Origin of the sequence: Sphaerisporangium dianthi (assembly GCF_042654065.1) — a bacterium.
Lineage (GTDB): Bacteria > Actinomycetota > Actinomycetes > Streptosporangiales > Streptosporangiaceae > Sphaerisporangium > Sphaerisporangium dianthi.
Genome location: NZ_JBHSFP010000006.1, coordinates 1 through 13,696, shown reverse-complemented (window position 1 = coordinate 13,696; position 13,696 = coordinate 1). Strand labels below are relative to the sequence as shown.

The window sequence follows — 13,696 nt, the reverse complement described above, 5'->3', positions numbered from 1 at the left end:
GGAGGAACCCCCCAAATGAGGCGATTGATCGCCCTGGTAGCGACCGCCGCGGTCGCACCCGCGCTCACGCTGGCCGCGACTCCGGCCACCGCGCGATCGGCGCCCGCCGCCGCCGCGAAGGCGGCGCCCGCCACTCCGAAGCCCGTCCCGGGCAGCCCTGCCGACGCCCTGCGCCTGCAGTTCGCGAAGAAGAGCAGCGTACGGGTCGACGAGTACACGCGCATGGGCATCGACGGCGAGGACCTGTTCGCGTACCGGCAGACGGGCAGCCTGCGTTTCGGCAAGTCCGGCGTCGACGCCTACAGCCTTAAGACCACTCTCAAGGGCGACGCCGGCGACGGTGACACCACCGTCCGCACCGTCGTGATCGACGGCAAGATGTACCTGAAGAGCGCGCTGTACGACGAGCTGCTGCCCGCCGGCCGCACCTGGGTGCGCGTCGCGAAGGCCGCGCCCTACAGCAACTCGGTCGACATCCTCCAGCCGAAGACCCTGAAGGCCCTCCTCGCGACCACGAAGGCCGAGAGCCCCGGCGGCAAGGTCGGCGGCGCCAGGACCACGCTGCTCCGCGGCTCGATCGCCCTGTCCGCGCTCGCCAGGACCACTCCGAGCCTCGCGTCCCTGGCCACGGCGCGGAAGGGCCCAAAGATCATGGTGCCGTGGAAGCTGTGGGTCGGCGGCGACCGGCTGCCCCGCCGGTTCCAGACGAAGATCTCGCTGCCCGTCGGTCCGGGCATGGGCGACGTGTACATCGCCAACGACAACCGCTACGCATCCTGGGGCGGCAAGGCCGTCATCGCGGCGCCCCCGGCCGATCTGGTCATCGACGAGAAGGACCTCGGCGAAGACCTCCCGGTGATCCCCGACCTGACCACCAGGATCACCGGCATGGCCACGCGTGAGAACTGACCCCCGCCGCCGCCGATGAAGTGATCGGCTACGACGATCTCGGCTCCGACGTCCCGGACGGCTTCACCACGACGGTCCCGAGCGCGGCCTCTCGCGAACGCCGAACCGGAGAACCGGAGAACCGAAGGGACCGACCAGCACGAAGGCCCGGTGAGCACCGCCTGCTCACCGGGCCTCACGTTCTCGGGCCCTCACCCGTTGCGAGACTCACCCGTTCTCGCGCCCCGCTCCGGCCGCGGCCGGAGCGGGGATCGTCTGGATGCGGGGGGTTCAGAGCTTCTCGATGGGGGCGTAGGCGAGCAGGAGGGTCTTCTCGCCGCCCGAACCGAAGTCGACCTTCACCTTCGTCTTCTCGGCCATGCCGTCCACGGAGACCACGGTGCCGAGCCCGAACTGGTCGTGCGTCACGCGGTCGCCGGGGCTGAGGTTCGGGATCACCCTGCCGCCGGTCTTGCGCGACGCCGCCGCGGTGCGGCTCTCGGCGCGGGTCTCGCGCTTGGTGGCGGCGCCCCAGGCGTTCTTGGCCGGGTCGCCGCGCCAGTCGACCAGGTCGCCCGGCACCTCGGCCAGGAACCGCGACGCCGGGTTGAACGCCGGCGACCCCCACGAGCTGCGGACGGCGGCGCGCGAGATGTAGAGCCGCTGCTGGGCGCGGGTGATGCCGACATAGGCCAGGCGGCGTTCCTCCTCCAGCTCGCGGGGCTCGCCCAGGGAACGCATGTGCGGGAAGACGCCGTCCTCGAGGCCGGTGAGGAAGACCACGGGGAACTCGAGCCCCTTCGCGGTGTGCAGGGTCATCAGCGTGACGACGCCCTGGTGGTCCTCCCCCTCGGGGATCTGGTCGGCGTCGGCGACCAGGGAGACCTGCTCGAGGAAGTCGACCAGGGTGCCGTCGGGATTGGCCTCCTCGAACTCCTGGGCGACGGAGATGAGCTCGTTGAGGTTCTCGAGCCGGCTCTCGTCCTGCGGGTCGCCCGAGGTTTCCAGCTCGGTGCGGTAGCCGGTGCCGGCCAGGACCTCCTCGGCCAGCTCGGAGATCGGCAGCTCCTTGCCGCGGAGATCCTCCAGCAGGGCGACGAACTCCTTGATGGCGTTGAGCGACCGGGTGGCCAGGCCCGGCGCGTCCTCCGCCCGGCTCAGCGCCTCGTAGAAGGGGATGCGCTCGCGGATGGAGAAGGCCTCCACCATCGCCTCGGCGCGGTCGCCGATGCCGCGCTTGGGGACGTTCAGGACGCGGCGCAGCGAGACGGTGTCGCTGGGGTTGGCGAGCACGCGGAGGTAGGCCAGCAGGTCGCGGACCTCCTTGCGCTCGTAGAACCGCACGCCGCCGACGACCTTGTACGGCAGGCCGGTGCGGATGAAGATCTCTTCGAACACGCGGGAGGCGGCGTTGGTGCGGTAGAAGACGGCGACCTGGCCGGGCGTCACGTCGTCCTCGTCGGCGAGGCGGTCGACCTCCTGGGCGACGAACATGGCCTCGTCGTGCTCGTTGTCGGCCACGTACCCGACGATCTTGGGACCTGCGCCCTGGTCGGACCAGAGGTTCTTGGGCTTGCGGCTCTCGTTGCGCGAGATCACGGCGTTGGCGGCCGACAGGATGGTCTGCGTGGAGCGGTAGTTCTGCTCCAGCAAGATCGTGCGGGCGTTGGGATAGTCGCGCTCGAACTCGAGGATGTTGCGGATGGTGGCGCCGCGGAAGGCGTAGATCGACTGGTCGGCGTCGCCGACCACGCACAGCTCGGCGGGCTCGACCGAGCCCTCGCGCACCAGATCGCCGTCGGCGGTGCGCAGCTCGGGGTGGCCGACCAGCTCTCTGATCAGGATGTACTGGGCGTGGTTGGTGTCCTGGTACTCGTCGACCATCACGTGGCGGAAGCGGCGCCTGTAGTGCTCGGCCACGTCGGGGAAGAGCTGGAACAGGGTGACCGTCAGCATGATGATGTCGTCGAAGTCCATCGCGCCGGCCTCGGTGAGCCTGCGCTGATAGGAGGCGTAGGCCTCGGCGAGCGTGCGTTCGAGATGGGTCTGGGCCTTGCCCGCCGCCGTCTCGTAGTCGATCAGCTCGTTCTTGAGGTTGCTCACCTGCGCGGAGAACGAGCGCGGCGGGTAGCGCTTGGGGTCGAGGTCGAGCTCGCGGCACACCATCGCCATCAGCCGCTGGGAGTCGGCCTGGTCGTAGATCGAGAAGCTGGAGGTGAAGCCCAGCCGCTTGGCCTCCCTGCGCAGAATGCGGACGCAGGCGCTGTGGAAGGTCATCACCCACATGGCCTTGGACCTCGGGCCGATGAGCCGGTCGACCCGCTCTTTCATCTCTCTGGCGGCCTTGTTGGTGAAGGTGATCGCCAGGATCTCCTGAGGCTGCGCGTCCCGCTCGGACAGCAGGTAGGCGATGCGGTGGGTGAGCACGCGCGTCTTCCCCGACCCCGCCCCGGCGACGATCAGCAGCGGGCTGCCCTCGTGGACGACGGCGTCCCGCTGCTGCGGGTTGAGCCCGTCGAGCAAAGGATGATCAACAATGGGGTTCACGGCTCGGGTCGACACGCCCCTAGATTATGGCCGCCCACCGACAATGGGCACCGCTTCGGCTCCACTCAGGCCGCCGGACGGGTTTCCCGCCGCACGACATCCGCACGTCACGCGCCGGTCGGAAATATCACGGCCGCGCCGCTTGTTCAGCGCCCAGTGGAACCAAGGAGGACGATCGTGACCGCACTTGACGACGCCGAGATCGGCACGGTTCTGGTGGTGACCGCGCACCCCGACGACGTCGACTTCGGAGCGGCGGGCACCATCGCCGGCTTCACCGACAAGGGTATCCGCGTCGTGTACTGCGTCGTCACCGACGGTGACGCCGGAGGGTTCGACCGCGAGCTCGACAACGGCGGGATGGCCGCGCTGCGGCGCACCGAGCAGACCGAGGCGGCCAAGGTGGTCGGCGTCGAGGATCTGCGCTTCCTCGGCTACAAGGACGGCACGGTGGAGCCGACCCTGCCCCTGCGCCGCGACATCGCCCGGGTGATCCGCCAGGTGCGCCCCGACCGGGTCATCACCTCCCACCCCGAGCGCAACTACCTGCGCATGGGGCCGAGCCACCCCGACCACCGCGCCGTCGGCGGCGCGACGCTCGACGCGGTCTACCCCGACGCGCGCAACCCGTACGCCTTCCCCGAGCTGCTCGCCGAGGAGGGGCTTGCGGCGTGGAGCGCGCGCGAGGTGTGGCTGACCGGCGGCCAGGCCAACAACCACTACGTGGACGTCACCGCCACGCTCGACCGCAAGTTCCAGGCGCTGCGGGCGCACGTCAGCCAGACCTCCCACATGGACGACGCGCTCGAAGGCTTCGTCAAGGGCTGGCTCGCGATGAACGCCAAGGCCGCCGGCCTGCCGGAGGGCGCCTACGCCGAGGCGTTCCAGGTCGTCCCCACCGCCTGAACCCCTCACCGGCCGCCGCGACGCCCCCGGCGATCGAGGCGGCGGGTGGCGCGGGCGGCGAGGAATCCGAGGGTGTTGGTGGCCAGGTGCAGCATCGCGGGCGCCGCCAGCCCGCCGCGCCCGCGCAGTTCGAGGAAGAACGCCCCCGCGGCCGCGGTGAACACCACCGAGCCCGCCACCAGCGGCACGGCGCTCCTCCCGCCCGCCCGGTGCTCCACCCCCGCGTCGGCGGGCTGGACGAGGTGCCCGAGGGCGGGGTTGGCGTCCGCCATGTCCAGGGACGGCAGGATGTGCCAGAGCCCGAACAGGGCCGACGAGCCCGTGACGGCCGCGAACGGCCCGTGTGAACGGCGCAGCGCGGCGGGCAGCACGCCTCTGAACGCGATCTCCTCCAGCAGCACGGTGCCGAACGGCACCTGGAGCAGGACCTCCTCGGCCAGGCGGGCGCGGGACAGGCCGAGCGCCCGCTGGTCGCGGAAGTAACGCCGCGTCGGCGGCAGCAGGACACCCGCCGTGTACACCGCCGCCACGGCCGCGGCCAGGGACCCGCCGATGCGCGCGCCACGGCGCGCGTCCGCGAAGCCCAGCTCGGACCAGGACAGCCCGCCGCGCCGCGCCAGGAGCACGAGCGCGCCGGAGGCGGCGGCCGAGGTCAGCGGCGCCAGGCGCCGGGCGAGGCGGTTGTTGAGCACGTTGGCCGCCACCAGCACGCCGACCGCGGGCGCGAGGACACGATGAGCCGGAACGGCGTCGCCGTCCATGACCACCACCTCTCTGGCCGATGCCGCTCAGGCCACGTTACGGACGGGCGTCAGCAGGCGTTGACGCCGTCGTTGAATCCCTTGGCGAAGAACTGCTGGCGTTGGACCGGGGTGCCGTGGGCGTCCTCGCGCCACCAGATGTCGGTGGGGTCGCCGGCCGCCGCGAGATTGGCCAGCAGCTCTTCGTCGTCGCCGCTCTCGGCCTCCAGCTGCCCGCCGTCGATCAGGCCCTTCAGCGCGCCCCCGGCGTAGCAGTCGGCCTGCAGCTCGCGCTGGATGTTGAGGCTGAAGTCGCTCATGAGCTGCGCCTGCACGGCGTGGCCGATCTCGTGCGGGATGATCACGTACACCGCGCCGTCCCCCAGCTTGTCGTACAAGGAGCCCATCCACTGCTCGTCGTAGGCGACGAAGTGCCCGACGGGGCAGTAGAAGGCGTTCTCGGGCACCGACGGCTGGCCGCCGCAGTCGGGGCCGTTCTGGCCGGAGTAGGCCTCGAACCTGGTCAGCGGGCGGTAGGTGCGCCCGGCGGTCTCGAAGGTCTGCTGCCAGTAGCGCTCGGTGAGGGTGCGCGCGAGCTCGACGTCCTCTTCGAAGGTCTGGCCGACCGACGACGGGCTTGCGGACCCGGAACGGGTTGCGGCGGTGGGGTCGGGCGCGGAGTGCCCGTCTTTCGGTGATGGCGCGAAGGAGCAGCTCGTGGCCAGCACGGCCGCGAGCACGAGCGTCAGTGTTGCGCGAGGGGTCACACGTCCATCCTGGCCGACCCGTCATGCCATCGCGAACGATTCCGCGCGGGCCGGCGACGGCGGGGCGGGACGGACCAGGACCGGTCGCGGCCGGCGGCGGCCGGCCGGCGGCTCAGACGAGGCGCCGGGCGGTGGCCCAGCGGGAGAGCTCGTGCCGATTGGACAGCTGGAGTTTGCGCAGGACGGAGGAGACGTGGGTCTCGACCGTCTTCACCGAGATGAACAGCTCCTTCGCGATCTCCTTGTAGGCGTACCCGCGCGCGATGAGCCTCAGCACCTCGCGCTCGCGCGTCGTCAGGGAGTCGAGCTCGGGGTCGATGGAGGGCGCCTCGGTGGAGGAGAAGGCGTCCAGGACGAAGCCGGCCAGGCGGGGCGAGAACACCGCGTCGCCCTCCGACACCCGGACGATCGCGTCCGTGAGCTCCCTGCCGCTGATCGTCTTGGTGACGTACCCCCGGGCCCCGCCGCGGATGACGCCGATGACGTCCTCCGCGGCGTCCGACACCGACAGCGCCAGGAAGCGGACCGGCGACCCCGACCCGAGGACCCGGCGCAGGACCTCCTGCCCACCGCCGCCGGGCATGTGCACGTCGAGCAGGACGACGTCGGGCTTGAGCGTCTCGATGGCGCCGACCGCGGACTCGACGTCCTCGGCCTCGCCGATCACCTCGATCTGCGGGCCGAGCTCGGCGCGCACCCCCGACCGGAAGAGCCGGTGATCGTCCACGATCAGTACCTTGACCATATTCACGGCTTCCTCACCCCTGGGGGCAGATGGCGGATCACGACTGCTCCCGTTTCATCGTCAGCATCACCTCGGTGCCCTCGCCCGGCTCGGTCTTGACCCGGGCGGCGCCGCCGTGCCGCTCCATCCGGCCGATGATCGACTGGCGGATGCCCATGCGGTCGTCGGGCACTTCGTCCATATTGAAACCCTTACCGCGGTCTCTGACGAACACGGTGACCTCTCCGGGCTCGACCTCGGTGTAAACGGAGACCACCGGCGCCTCGGAGTACTTGGCCGCGTTCACCATCGCCTGCCGCACGGCCTGCAGCATCGCGCGCAGCCCGTCGTCCAGGTCGCAGTCGCCCACGCAGACGATCTCGATCGGCAGGCCGTGCTCGTCCTCGATCTCGGCGGCCACCCGGCGCACGGCGGCGGCCATGGTGGCGTCGGCGTCGGCCTTGGGCTGGTACAGCCAGTTGCGCAGCTCGCGCTCCTGGGAGCGGGCCAGGCGGGTCACCTCGAACGGGTCCTGCGCGTTGCGCTGGATCAGCGTCAGCGTGTGCAGCACCGAGTCGTGGACGTGCGCCGCCATCTCGGCGCGCTCCTCCTGCCGGATGCGCTCGCGCCGCTCTTTCTGCAGCTCCTTCCACAGGCCGGTCAGCCAGGGGGCCGTGATCAGCGCGAGGCCGCCGACGACGACGGCGGTGAACACCAGGCCGGGACGCGCCTCGGCGAGCTTGCCCTGCGCGGCCAGGAAGCCGATCGCGCCGGTGATCACGAGCAGCAACCCGATGCCGGTGCGGATCCACGAGCGCCGCACCTGGCGGACGGCGTCGGTCATCCAGCGCTGGCGGCGGCTCGGATCGGCCTGCTGGAACAGGATCAGCGTGCCGATGCCGCCGACCGCGATCGACCAGGTGCCGACGCCTCCGGTGGAGGCGCCGGTGAGCCAGCCGAAGGAGGTCAGCGCGATGCCGAGCACGGAGTACGCGGCCACCTGCCCCCAGTCGCGGCTCGGCGCCTCGCCTTCGTGCGGCTCCTGCGGGGTGAACATCCACAGCGCGGCGTAGGCGATGACGCCCAGCCCGTCAAGGACACTGAGCAGCACGAAGGCGAGCCTCAGCACGACCGGGTCGAGCTTCAGCTGGGCGGCGGCACCCTGGGCGACGCCCGCCACGAGCCGCCCGCGCAGCGGACGGAACAAGCGGGGGTATGCCTCGGGGGTGGTGGGGGTCTCGGACATCTCCCGAGCATCGTCACACGTCGAGGGGCAAGAACGCATCAGGGCGCTCCCTGAGATCTCCCCCTAGTCTGTGTATCCGGGAGCGGCAAAACACCAGTGATCCGCAGGCGTGGCCACTTGGCGTTGTCGACCACGGCCACCCGAACATCCAGCAGGTCAAGCACCTCACTGCGCCTGTGGGCAGGCAGCCGGGCCAGCCGCCGCCGCGCTCGGGCAACCAGCTCGCTGATCCGCTCGGGTTCGATCCGGCTCGCCTCGATCTCTGCCTTGCGCGACCTCAGCTCGTCCAGCTCGGCAGTGATGCGCTCGGTCGCGGCCTTCACCGCCTCGGCGGGCAGTCCGGCCTTCGCGTACTCAATCACCGTCTCGTTGAGGCTGCGCTCCAGCTTGGTGATCTGGGCCGCCACCCGCTCGGCCTCATCGGTCCCTGCTGGCGCTGGCCGCAGGCTCAGGTAATCGGACGCCATGGCCTCCAGCCGCTCGGGATCGCCCAGCAGCTCAGTCAGCGCTGCCCACACGCGAGCCTCGGTCGGCTCCACCTTGAGATTCACGCATCCGCACTTGGCTCGGCCCTGAGCGTTCCACCGCCTGCCCCTGCACTTGTAGATGCCGTCACGAGCGATGCCCCCGTAAGCCTGCCCGCACGGCGAGACCATCCGCCCCTGGTTCAGGGGAACGCACCTCGTTCGCCCGTCACCATGCTGTTGCGGCTGAGCGCACGCTGGAGAGCCTGCCACCTGGCCTCGCTCACGATCGGCTCGACCTGGATGCGCACCGGGTCGCCGTACTTGCCGCTGCCGCCCCAGGTCAGCTCGCCCTTCAAGCTGGGGTTGCGCAGAATGTCCCGCAGGTTGTCCTGGTGGAACGGCTTGCCGTTGCGCTGCCGGTAGCCCTGGGCGTTCAGCCGGATCGTGGCCTGCCCCCTGGTCAAGCCCTCATCGACGACCCAGCCCAGCACGGCGCGCAGCATCGCCGCCTCGCCCTGATGTATCACCACGCGGTTGGTTCGCCCCTGGCCCTCCAGCGTGTAGCCGTACGGCAGCGACGACGCTGAGCTTGGCCACTGCCCCCGCCGTGCCTTCGCGTGAAGCCCTCTGGCCATCTGCTCAACGACCATGTCCCGGTCCAGCTCCGCGACGGCCAGCATCTGGGTTCGCATGAAACGCCCCTGGCTGGTGGTCGTGTCGAGCTGCATCTCAGTGATGGCCAGGCCGACGCCTAGCTCCCCCAGCTCGAAGGATAGGTTCAGGCCGACTCGCACGCTCCGGGCGAATCGCTTCGTGTTCATGACAACCACCACGTCGAACAGCCCGGCTCGGGCGTCCCGCATCAGCCGGAGCCACTCCGGGCGGTCCTCGCGGGTGCCCGTGAACCCCTCCTCCCGGTACACGCGGGCCACGCGCCAGCCCTGCCGCTCGGCGTATTTCCGGCAGATGCGCTCCTGGTCCTCCAGGCTCGTGTTGTCGACTTGGTGTTCGGTGCTCACTCGGGCGTAGATCGCTGCGCGCATTAGCTGCTCCTGGGGGATAGCACGGCACCCCCGGTTGCCGCGTGGGCTCCGGGGGTGCCGTTGTGGGGGTGGGGGTCAGGCACTGACGTTCTCGGGGCTGCTGGGAGCAGCCGCAGCCGCCTTGGCGGCCTTGGCCTGGGCGCGAGCCACCGCCTTGGCGGCCTTGGCCTGGGCGCGAGCCACCGCCTTGTCGCCCTTCTCCTTGAACCGCTTGCCCTGGTTGTCGAGCATCGTCGCGAGCTTGTTGCGCAGGGCGTCGCTCGCCTTGCCCGCCTCGGCCAGCGCCTTGGCTCGGGTCAGCTCCTTGGCCTCGACCTTCTTGGCGAGGTTGGAGCAGTGACGCGCGTCGTGCCCGGGGCGGAACTTGCCCTTGCTGTTCTCGCCACAGCCGCACAGGCAGGGGGTGGGCTCGGTCGACTTCTTGGCGGGGGCGGCGGGGGCGGTGGTCTTGGCGGTCATTGCGAGCTCCTCTTGTCGGGGCGTTTCCGGCCTACGTGAAAATCAAATCATTCGCGAATAGCCCTGCATAAGATTTGCTTTAATCACGGCCTTGTCACGAGGTTGAAGATTCCGGCGTCAACGAACACACGACCGAACCCGGCGTATTCGCTGGGCAGTTCAACGAGCCACTCCCCGCGCTCGTCGGTCGCCTCGAATGGGGGGCAGCAGCCGAATAGCTCCTGCAGGGCTTCGCGGACGCCTTCGACGTCGCTTACTGGAATTCGGGTATAGCCCCAGGAGACCCGAACCCGCCTCTTTTCTGTCATATATCCAGCGAAACACCGTGATTTACCCGCCACAATTACTCCCGTAATAGGGCCTACTGCCCGGGGTGTGCCACCCCCCATGCCAGGGGTGAGCCCGGAGAGCCCCCGGGGGTTTTCGGAACGCCCCTGGCTCACCCCCTGGCTCACCCCCGGGCTCACCCCCCTGACCGGCCAGGGCGTGGTCTCCGTGGGCCACCGCTCGCCGTGCCCCCGTGGGTGTCTCCCGGGGTGTCTCCACCCCCGTCTCCCGTGCCTGCCCACGCAATTTCCGGAAAGGCACCAGGAGACGGGTAGAAGACACCCCGGGAGACACCCGCCTAGACCTTTTCGCGATAGCCTCCCCGACTCGTCAGCCCAGCGCTGCCTAACCTTGTAGCTCACCATTTACTGCCTCCTGGGCGTGGGCCGAGTACGTGACTCGTTGTCACGTACTGCGGGGGTAGTGCGGGCTAGGTATGGCAGATAGTGCGGCCTATATGTGGCGGATAGTGTGGCCGCATGCGTTGACCGGGTGTCACGTATTGCGGCCGAGTATGTGCCACCCGGTCACGCCCGGCGCTTGTCCGGACACCTGCACGTGCAGGTGTCCGGGTGTCCGGCATATGCCGGGCAGTGTCCGGACAACGGGTTTCCATGGGCCAGCCAGCACTTTTGATTTCTAATTACCTATTACGCCGTGCCCGCCGCTACCCCCACGCACCCCACGCTCCTATAGAGAGCGTGGGGGTGTGGAGTGGGCTGCACGTGGGGGGCCACGTGGGGGTGTGGACCCCCTCCGGCCTGCTGCGGCGTACTCCACGAGGGGTCACGTAGTACTCCACGCGTGGGCCCCTGTGGGGTGGAGTAGCCGCGTGGACTATTCGGGGTCGCTTTCATCGGCCTGAGACTTGATCGTGTAGACGATGGCCTTACCGGGGGACTCGTCGAATTCGAGGAGATCCGGGAGGTTCTCGCGGAGCCGTACCAGAGCCTGGCCGACCGCCTTAGCGTCCTTGAACGACTTGCGCTCGGGACGGTGCTTGTCCATCCAGGCGGTAATAGCCTTGACGGTCGCCTTGCCCGGCTCCATCGACGCGATGGCGTCATAAAGCATCTGCTGCCCGCCTGGCAACCTGGGCACGTCCTTAGCCGTCCGCTTACCGGCCACCCCGCCGACCGACACCTCGTAATACATCGGCTTGACGAGGCTCTTGGGGTCCTCGCTCCATACTTCGCGCGTAGTGCTGAATTCGTGCGGCGCGATCTCCGACCCGCTGAATTCCCAATTGAGAGTCACCCGCGTCCGCATGGTGGCCTCGGCATCAATCTCGCTCTTGTAGATGTTGGCGACCGCCAGCACGCGCCCCCATTCCTGGAGACCAACACCGGTCATTTGGTCGGTGCCGGACGCGCTGCCCTTCTTGAAGTGGTGCAGGATCGCCAGGGCGGCATTCCCGTTCGACACGACCACCTGAATTTCGCGCAGGGTCTCGCCCATCTCGGCAAGGTTGGTGCCGTTAGCCGCCCCCTGGCTCAGATAGAACGGGTCGATCACGACCAGCGCAGGCTTAACCTGGGTCATCCAGTCACGCACCAGCTTGAGGTGTTCGGCCTTGGTGATCTGCACTGGAACCGTGCAGAGCTGGATCGGCAACCCGGCAGGGTCGATGCCCTTGTGCCGCGCGATGGCCCTGATTCGGCGAATGGTGTTCCGCTTGCCGCCCTCACCGATGATGTAGATCACCGGACCCGTCTTGCACTGGAACTCGCCAAGCCACTTGCCGCCAGCCGACACCGACACGGCCAGGTCCAGACCCGACCAGGTCTTACCCGCCTTCTTCTGCGCGGCGATGACCCCGTAGGCGTCCTCGGGCCACAGACCCTCGATGAGCCACTGCGGGTCGTCCATCTCGTCGACCTCGGCCATGACGTCGGCCAGGCTGCCGATCGCGGGGTGGTAATCCGACTCGTCGGTCCGGCCTGCCAGGGTGTCGGCGGCCTTCTTGTCGGCGAGCTTGTTGAGCAGCTTGTCCCGGTACTTGTGCTCGAACTCGGCGTTGTCCTCCAGGGCCGCGATGACCTCAGCCGGGTCGGTACCCTCAGCCAGCTTGTCGAGCAGTTCCTTAACGCCCTGCTCTTTCTTGGCCTGCTCCCGGTTCCAGACCGACCGCGCGATCTTCTTGACCTCACGCTCCGTCAGGGGCGGGTTGCAACGGACGTCGTTGGTGGCCTTGAGGAGAGCGTGGAAGTCCTGGAACTTGGTGAACGACTTGGCGTAGTGGCCTGCGACCTTGGTCAGCCACTCGTCACGGCCACCCTGCTCTGCCCCTTCCTCAAGGAGATCGACCAGGGGGGTGCGATCGCCGTCCGGGGTGTCCCCGGACTTGCTGACGGCAAGCTTCTCGATCGCCTCCGGAAGGTACTCCGGAGCAGGGGCGGGCGTACGGTGCTCCTGGATCCGGTACGGCTTTCTCGTCTTCGGGTGGATCGACGTCGGCGCGACCAGGTACGACCCCTCGCCAGCCTTGACGTCGAGCTTCTCGCCCAGCGCCTCGTTCAGCGAGCGGAACTTGCCCTCGGGATCCTTGAAGATGATGTGCAGGCCACCGCTGCCCGTCTCGTGAACACGGGTCGGCGGGAGGTCCCCGTACTTCTCCTTGAGCGCAGCGAGCGACGCCCTGCCCTCGTCGCCGTCAGGGTCCAGGGCCACGAACCCAGGCAGCGCCATTCCGATGTTGGGAACCGTGTCATCGACGCCGTTGCCACCCCACCACTCCTTGACGACCTCGGGGTCGTAAGTCGCGTCGTGTGCGCCGTGGCCCTGCTCGCCGCACTCGCCCTTGCAGACGCCGTAGAGCGGGTCGTCCATGCCGTGAGGAGACTTGATCAACGGCTCCTTGCCGTTCGGCTTGAGCCGGAACACGGGGAACCCGTCGGCGACCAGCTCCAACGCCGCAGCGGTGGCCTCCTCACTGGAGAGTTTGGCTGGCCTTGACGGCACGTCACCCTGGGTGTTTCCCTGGTGGTGGAGATCGTTCTTAGGGGCGGGGTCGCGGGGTGTGGCAGTCACGCGGCTTCGCCCTCCTCCATGTCCGGGGCCTGCTCGGCCTCGTCGGCCTGCGGGTCGAACAGCAGCCGCATCAGGCGCTTGGCCCTGTCCGCGTCCGGCATGAAGGTCCACTGGATCTCGTCGGCGTTCACAGCTCGACCTCGTCGCAGATGTCCTCGACCGAGCAGCCGAGGCCCTTGGCCAGGCGCTCGATGTTGAGCCGACTCGGAACGCGGCGGCCCTTGGCCCACCAGGTGATCTGGTTTCTGTAGTTGGCCTCAGACCGCCTACCGTCGCCACCAAACGAACGGGCTAGCGCGCCCCTGCTGACGCCGGACTGCTCCAACAAGGTGGTGAACTTCGACGGGCTGAAAACGAGAGTCGTCGTTGGCACGACAGTCCTCCGGTGTCTTCACGGAGGAGGGGGTTGGCTGCCCGCCTTGCTGCTAGGGCGTGTCTGACAATTCGCGGTGGCGGAGCCAGAGCATCAGGCAGCCGATGGTGGCGCCGGCTAGGTAGCGGCTGGCGAGTTTGTCGAAGCGGGTGGCGATGGCTCGCCACTGCTTGAGCTTG

At 68.9% G+C, this 13,696-nt stretch carries 14 protein-coding genes; 2 read left to right on the top strand and 12 right to left on the bottom strand.

Translation table 11 applies throughout. The features are described 5' to 3' along the window. Nucleotides 1-15: 15 nt before the first annotated feature. Complete coding sequence (locus ACFO60_RS11440; RefSeq protein WP_380839963.1) at nucleotides 16-909, top strand: hypothetical protein; 894 nt, start codon at nucleotides 16-18, stop codon at nucleotides 907-909. A gap of 270 nt (nucleotides 910-1,179) precedes the next feature. Here ACFO60_RS11440 and pcrA read toward each other — a convergent pair whose 3' ends face one another. Continuing rightward, nucleotides 1,180-3,426, bottom strand: a complete 2,247-nt coding sequence (pcrA, locus tag ACFO60_RS11435; RefSeq protein WP_380840295.1) for a DNA helicase PcrA — start codon at nucleotides 3,424-3,426, stop codon at nucleotides 1,180-1,182. 183 nt (nucleotides 3,427-3,609) lie between these two features. Between pcrA and ACFO60_RS11430 the strand changes: the two genes are divergently transcribed. Further along, nucleotides 3,610-4,341, top strand: a complete 732-nt coding sequence (locus ACFO60_RS11430; RefSeq protein ID WP_380840293.1) for a PIG-L deacetylase family protein — start codon at nucleotides 3,610-3,612, stop codon at nucleotides 4,339-4,341. Nucleotides 4,342-4,346: 5 nt separating this feature from the next. On the opposite strand, the gene ACFO60_RS11425 is transcribed toward ACFO60_RS11430, so the two are convergent. The 11 genes from ACFO60_RS11425 to ACFO60_RS11375 form a co-directional block, all read right to left on the bottom strand. Next, entirely contained in the window at nucleotides 4,347-5,102 is a 756-nt protein-coding gene (locus tag ACFO60_RS11425; protein ID WP_380839962.1) for a CPBP family intramembrane glutamic endopeptidase, read from the bottom strand. 50 nt (nucleotides 5,103-5,152) lie between these two features. Beyond that, entirely contained in the window at nucleotides 5,153-5,848 is a 696-nt protein-coding gene (locus tag ACFO60_RS11420; RefSeq protein WP_380839960.1) for a neutral zinc metallopeptidase, read from the bottom strand. A 112-nt stretch (nucleotides 5,849-5,960) separates the two neighbouring features. Next, entirely contained in the window at nucleotides 5,961-6,593 is a 633-nt protein-coding gene (locus ACFO60_RS11415) for a response regulator (protein WP_380839958.1), read from the bottom strand. Nucleotides 6,594-6,630: 37 nt separating this feature from the next. Next, the gene (locus tag ACFO60_RS11410) at nucleotides 6,631-7,818 is read right to left on the bottom strand and encodes an ATP-binding protein (RefSeq protein WP_380839956.1); all 1,188 of its coding nucleotides are present in this window, start codon (nucleotides 7,816-7,818) and stop codon (nucleotides 6,631-6,633) included. A 38-nt stretch (nucleotides 7,819-7,856) separates the two neighbouring features. After that, entirely contained in the window at nucleotides 7,857-8,369 is a 513-nt protein-coding gene (locus ACFO60_RS11405; protein ID WP_380839954.1) for a hypothetical protein, read from the bottom strand. A 116-nt stretch (nucleotides 8,370-8,485) separates the two neighbouring features. After that, complete coding sequence (locus tag ACFO60_RS11400) at nucleotides 8,486-9,328, bottom strand: recombinase family protein (protein WP_380839951.1); 843 nt, start codon at nucleotides 9,326-9,328, stop codon at nucleotides 8,486-8,488. A gap of 75 nt (nucleotides 9,329-9,403) precedes the next feature. Then, nucleotides 9,404-9,787, bottom strand: a complete 384-nt coding sequence (locus ACFO60_RS11395; RefSeq protein ID WP_380839949.1) for a hypothetical protein — start codon at nucleotides 9,785-9,787, stop codon at nucleotides 9,404-9,406. Between the two features lie 83 nt (nucleotides 9,788-9,870). Then, nucleotides 9,871-10,095 carry a hypothetical protein gene (locus ACFO60_RS11390; protein WP_380839947.1) on the bottom strand — a complete coding sequence of 75 codons (225 nt, stop codon included), beginning with the start codon at nucleotides 10,093-10,095 and terminating at the stop codon, nucleotides 9,871-9,873. Nucleotides 10,096-10,951: 856 nt separating this feature from the next. Continuing rightward, entirely contained in the window at nucleotides 10,952-13,144 is a 2,193-nt protein-coding gene (locus ACFO60_RS11385; RefSeq protein WP_380839944.1) for a bifunctional DNA primase/polymerase, read from the bottom strand. Further along, nucleotides 13,141-13,275 (bottom strand): hypothetical protein, encoded by a 135-nt coding sequence (locus ACFO60_RS11380; protein ID WP_380839943.1) that lies wholly within the window; start codon nucleotides 13,273-13,275, stop codon nucleotides 13,141-13,143. Before ACFO60_RS11380 ends, ACFO60_RS11385 begins: the two co-directional genes overlap by 4 nt. Next, nucleotides 13,272-13,517: a helix-turn-helix domain-containing protein gene (locus tag ACFO60_RS11375; protein WP_380839940.1), complete on the bottom strand. Its 246-nt coding sequence runs from the start codon at nucleotides 13,515-13,517 to the stop codon at nucleotides 13,272-13,274. Before ACFO60_RS11375 ends, ACFO60_RS11380 begins: the two co-directional genes overlap by 4 nt. Nucleotides 13,518-13,696 lie beyond the last annotated feature (179 nt).

Bases quoted from the DNA above. Each gene is read 5' to 3' on its own strand.
- ACFO60_RS11395 (WP_380839949.1), bottom strand. From the start codon at position 9,787: ATGACCGCCAAGACCACCGCCCCCGCCGCCCCCGCCAAGAAGTCGACC.
- ACFO60_RS11410 (WP_380839956.1), bottom strand. From the start codon at position 7,818: ATGTCCGAGACCCCCACCACCCCCGAGGCATACCCCCGCTTGTTCCGT.
- ACFO60_RS11390 (WP_380839947.1), bottom strand. From the start codon at position 10,095: ATGACAGAAAAGAGGCGGGTTCGGGTCTCCTGGGGCTATACCCGAATT.
- ACFO60_RS11425 (WP_380839962.1), bottom strand. From the start codon at position 5,102: ATGGACGGCGACGCCGTTCCGGCTCATCGTGTCCTCGCGCCCGCGGTC.
- ACFO60_RS11440 (WP_380839963.1), top strand. From the start codon at position 16: ATGAGGCGATTGATCGCCCTGGTAGCGACCGCCGCGGTCGCACCCGCG.
- ACFO60_RS11400 (WP_380839951.1), bottom strand. From the start codon at position 9,328: ATGCGCGCAGCGATCTACGCCCGAGTGAGCACCGAACACCAAGTCGAC.
- ACFO60_RS11415 (WP_380839958.1), bottom strand. From the start codon at position 6,593: ATGGTCAAGGTACTGATCGTGGACGATCACCGGCTCTTCCGGTCGGGG.